Below are 3,833 nucleotides of genomic sequence, written 5' to 3'. Positions count from 1 at the left end.
GAAGAAAAGTGTGAAAGGAAACCGTCAGGGTGTCCTTTCGCGTTTGATCACCCGCCGCAGCGGCAGAATTGCAAAATCATGCTGCAAAATTTGATTTTGCAATTCTGAAAGCAGCTTGGCGAAAAAGCCCGAAGGGACTTTTTTGACAAGCTGTGCTCCCGGCGGGAAATCCCGCCGGGAGATTTTTATATGCAAAACACCTGAAGAAACAGGAGCTTCTTCAGGTATTTTACCAATTATTTGATCTGCGAGCCGGAGCGGAGGACGACGTCATGGTAGCCGCCTTCCACGATGGACGTGGCCGAGACGAGCGTCAGACGGGCATTCTTCTGCAGGTCGGCGATGGTCTTGACACCGCAGTTGCACATGGTGCTCTTGACCTTGTAGAGACTGATCTCCACATTGTCGTGCAGGGAGCCTGCGTAGGTCACGAACGAATCGACGCCCTCTTCAAAGCTCAGCTTGCCTGCGCCGCCGAGGTCATAGCGCTGCCAGTTGCGTGCGCGGTTCGATCCCTCGCCCCAGTATTCCTTCATATAGACGCCGTTGACCATGACCTTGGCTGTCGGGCTCTCGTCAAAGCGGGCAAAATAGCGGCCGAGCATGAGGAAGTCTGCGCCCATGGCCAGTGCGAGCGTCATGTGGTAGTCATAGACGATGCCGCCGTCCGAGCAGACCGGCACATAGACACCGGTGGCGCGGTAATATTCATCGCGGGCGGCGCAGACCTCGATGAGAGCCGTAGCCTGACCGCGGCCGATGCCCTTTGTCTCGCGGGTAATGCAGATGGAGCCGCCGCCGATACCGACCTTGACGAAATCCGCGCCCGCCTTGGCGAGGAACAGGAAGCCGTCGCGGTCGACGACATTGCCCGCGCCGATCTTGACGGAATCGCCGTACTGCTCGCGCACCCAGGCGATGGTCTTCTCCTGCCAGCAGGAGTAGCCCTCGGAGGAGTCGATGCACAGCACGTCCGCGCCCGCGGCCAGCAGAGCCGGGATGCGCTCCTGATAGTCGCGCGTGTTGACGCCCGCGCCGACGAGATAGCGCTTCTGATCGTCAAGCAGCTCAAGCGGGTTCTCCTTATGGGAAGCGTAGTCCTTGCGGAACACGAAGTACAGCAGGCGGCCGTCGGCATCCACGATAGGCAGGGAGTTGAGCTTATGCTCCCAGATGATGTCGTTCGCTTCCTTCAGCGTCGTCTGCGCAGGCGCGGTGACGAGCTTTTCCAGCGGCGTCATGAACGTGCTGACCTTCTGGCTGCCGTCCATGCGGGAGACGCGGTAATCGCGGCTCGAAACGATGCCGAGCAGGCGGCCGTTCGCCGTGCCGTCGTCCGTGATGGCGACAGTCGAATAGCCGTTCTTCGCCTTGAGCGCCAGGACGTCCGCCAGCGTGCTGTCCGGCGTCAGGTTAGACGCGGAGACGACAAAGCCAGCCTTGTGGTTCTTGACGCGGGCGACCATCGCGGCCTCAGATTCGATGGACTGCGCACCATAAATAAAAGACAGCCCGCCTTCCTTCGCCAGCGCGATGGCCAGCTTATCATCGGAAACGGACTGCATGATCGCAGACACCATGGGGATATTCAGAGAAATGGCAGGCTCCTCACCCTTGCGGAAGCGCGTCAGCGGCGTGCGGAGCGAAACATTGGCAGGGACACAGTCCTCTGCCGTGTAGCCAGGGATCAGCAGATACTCGCTGAAGGTGTGGCTCGGTTCGGAATAGTAAAAGGCCATTGGGATCGTCCTCCTCCTGAGAATTGGATATGATGAAGAGATTATAGCCGAAATCCGCCGTGCCGTCAAGCGTTTTTGCCGGTCAGCAGAGGCCTGAGCTTTACAGCTCCCAGACCTTCTGCTATACTATTCCCATGGAAATACGGAAGAAGGATCGATATGGATCATCTGGGCCTTGATCTCGGGACGACGACGATCTCCGCCGCCGTGCTGGACGCGGACGGCAGGCTCCTGTGCACGCGCACCGTACCGGGCGGCGCTGCCGTCGCCGGGCAGCCGTGGGAGCGCAAGCAGGATGCCCGCGGCATCGAGCACGCAGCCCTGTCCCTGCTGGACGGGCTGCTGCAGGAATTTCCGGACATCGGCTGCGTCGGCCTGACCGGCCAGATGCACGGCATCGTCTATGTGGACGCGGCGGGGCAGCTGCTCTCGCCGCTTTACACCTGGCAGGACGAGACGGGCGCGCAGCCGGGGCCAGACGGGAAAAGCACGGCGGCCCGCCTGACTGCGCGGACCGGCTATCCCCTCGCCTCCGGCTACGGCCTCGTCACGCTCGCTTGCCATCAGGCAGCCGGAACCATCCCGAACGGGGCCGCTGCCGTCTGCACGATCGCGGACTATCTCGCCATGCGGCTGTCCGGCCGAAGCACGCCGCGCCTCACGCCCTCCATGGCCGCCAGCCTCGGTCTGTTCGACGGAACGGACTTTGACCGCAAGGCCGTCCGCCGGGCGGGACTGCCGGAACAGCTCCTGCCGGAAGTCTCGGAGGAGGCAGAACTGGGCGGCGGACGGCTGCGCGTCTTTGCCGCGCTCGGCGACAATCAGGCCAGCTTCCTCGGCGCGGGGCAGGGACGGCTCGACGCGCCGCTTGTAAACATCGGCACGGGCAGCCAGTTTTCGTTCTTCACGAAGGAACACCGCACCGTGCCGGGGCTGGAAACGCGCCCCTTCCCCGGCGGCTGGCTGCTGACGGGCGCGCCGCTTTGCGGCGGGCGGAGCTTTGCCCTGCTGGAGCGTTTTTTTCGTCAGACGGCCGAGCTGGTCACAGGAACGCCCTGCCCGTCCGCCTACCCCGCCATGCTCCGCGCGCTCGAGGCTCCCATGCCGGACGATGTGCCGCAGTTCCGCACGACGTTTGCCGGAACGCGGCAGGACCCGGCGGAGCGCGCCGTGCTCAGCGGACTGGATGAGGAGAATTTTGCCCCCGTTCCCCTGCTGCACGCTCTGCTGCGCGGCATGGCGGACGAGCTTTCCGCCTGTTACCGCGCTGCGCTCAAAGCCGGATGTGCGCCCGCCGGGCGGATGCTTGGCTCCGGCAACGGTCTGCGGCGCAATCCCGCCCTGCAGCGTGCCGTCGAGAGGAGCTTCGGTCTGCCGCTCACGCTGGCTGCCGTCCCGGAGGAGGCCGCCTGCGGCGCAGCGCTGTTTACCCGTATGCAGCATGAGGCAGCACTTTGACTGCTCCGGTGCGGTAATTTACTCCCCGGTCTGAGGCCTCTGCGCAGCTTGCTGCGCGGGGGCTTTTTCCTGTTCGGAAAACCACTGCTGCACGGCCGGGACGAAGCGTCGGTCCGCCGGGCAGAGGTCATAGCGCTCCAGCCCGGCAGGTCCTACCCAGTCGAGCGCGCTGTGCTCCAGTGCGCGCGGCTCTGTGAGCGGCTCGGCCTGATAGAGCGTCAGATGGACCGAGAGATCCGGATAGTCGAACACCAGCTCGTCCACGCGCGGCCCGACGCGGACCTCTGCGCCGAGCTCCTCGCGGCATTCGCGCGCCAGCGCCTGCTCACCCGTCTCGCCGGGCTCGAGCTTGCCGCCGGGGAATTCCCACTGCAGGGCGCGCGCCTTGCCCTCCGGGCGGCGACAGAGCAGGACGGTCTGCCCGCGCGTCAGCATGGCTGCGGCGACCTCGAGCGGCGCAGGCCGCCAGGCCTCGATCAGGTCGCGGTGCGTCGGCACAAGATCCGCCGTGCGCAGCTCCTCCGGCGTAAAAAAGCGCAACGTGCAGGACTCCCGGCTGCAGTGCAGCTCCGGCTCCTGCGGAAGCTGCGCACGGAACAGGACGATGACCATGCGCCAGACCGTCCCGTCCTGATA

The 3,833-nt window shown here is 64.3% G+C and carries 3 protein-coding genes; 1 reads left to right on the top strand and 2 read right to left on the bottom strand.

Annotated features, from left to right (window positions below):
* Nucleotides 1–236: 236 nt before the first annotated feature.
* On the bottom strand, nucleotides 237–1,739 hold the full coding sequence (locus WMO66_RS04825; protein WP_349135257.1) for an IMP dehydrogenase: 1,503 nt from the start codon (nucleotides 1,737–1,739) through the stop codon (nucleotides 237–239).
* 159 nt (nucleotides 1,740–1,898) lie between these two features.
* Here WMO66_RS04825 and WMO66_RS04820 point away from each other — a divergent pair, with 159 nt between their 5' ends.
* A complete protein-coding gene (locus WMO66_RS04820) occupies nucleotides 1,899–3,197 on the top strand; it encodes a sedoheptulokinase (RefSeq protein ID WP_349135256.1) in 1,299 nt (432 codons plus the stop codon).
* A gap of 18 nt (nucleotides 3,198–3,215) precedes the next feature.
* Here WMO66_RS04820 and WMO66_RS04815 read toward each other — a convergent pair.
* Nucleotides 3,216–3,833 (bottom strand): (deoxy)nucleoside triphosphate pyrophosphohydrolase (locus WMO66_RS04815; RefSeq protein ID WP_349135255.1); only part of this gene is annotated, 618 nt, incomplete at its 5' end.

The organism is Faecousia intestinalis, assembly GCF_040096185.1.
In the GTDB taxonomy this organism is placed as follows: domain Bacteria; phylum Bacillota; class Clostridia; order Oscillospirales; family Oscillospiraceae; genus JAZOXB01.
The sequence above is the reverse complement of the archived record's forward strand: the minus strand, read 5'-3'. Positions and strand labels throughout refer to the sequence as shown.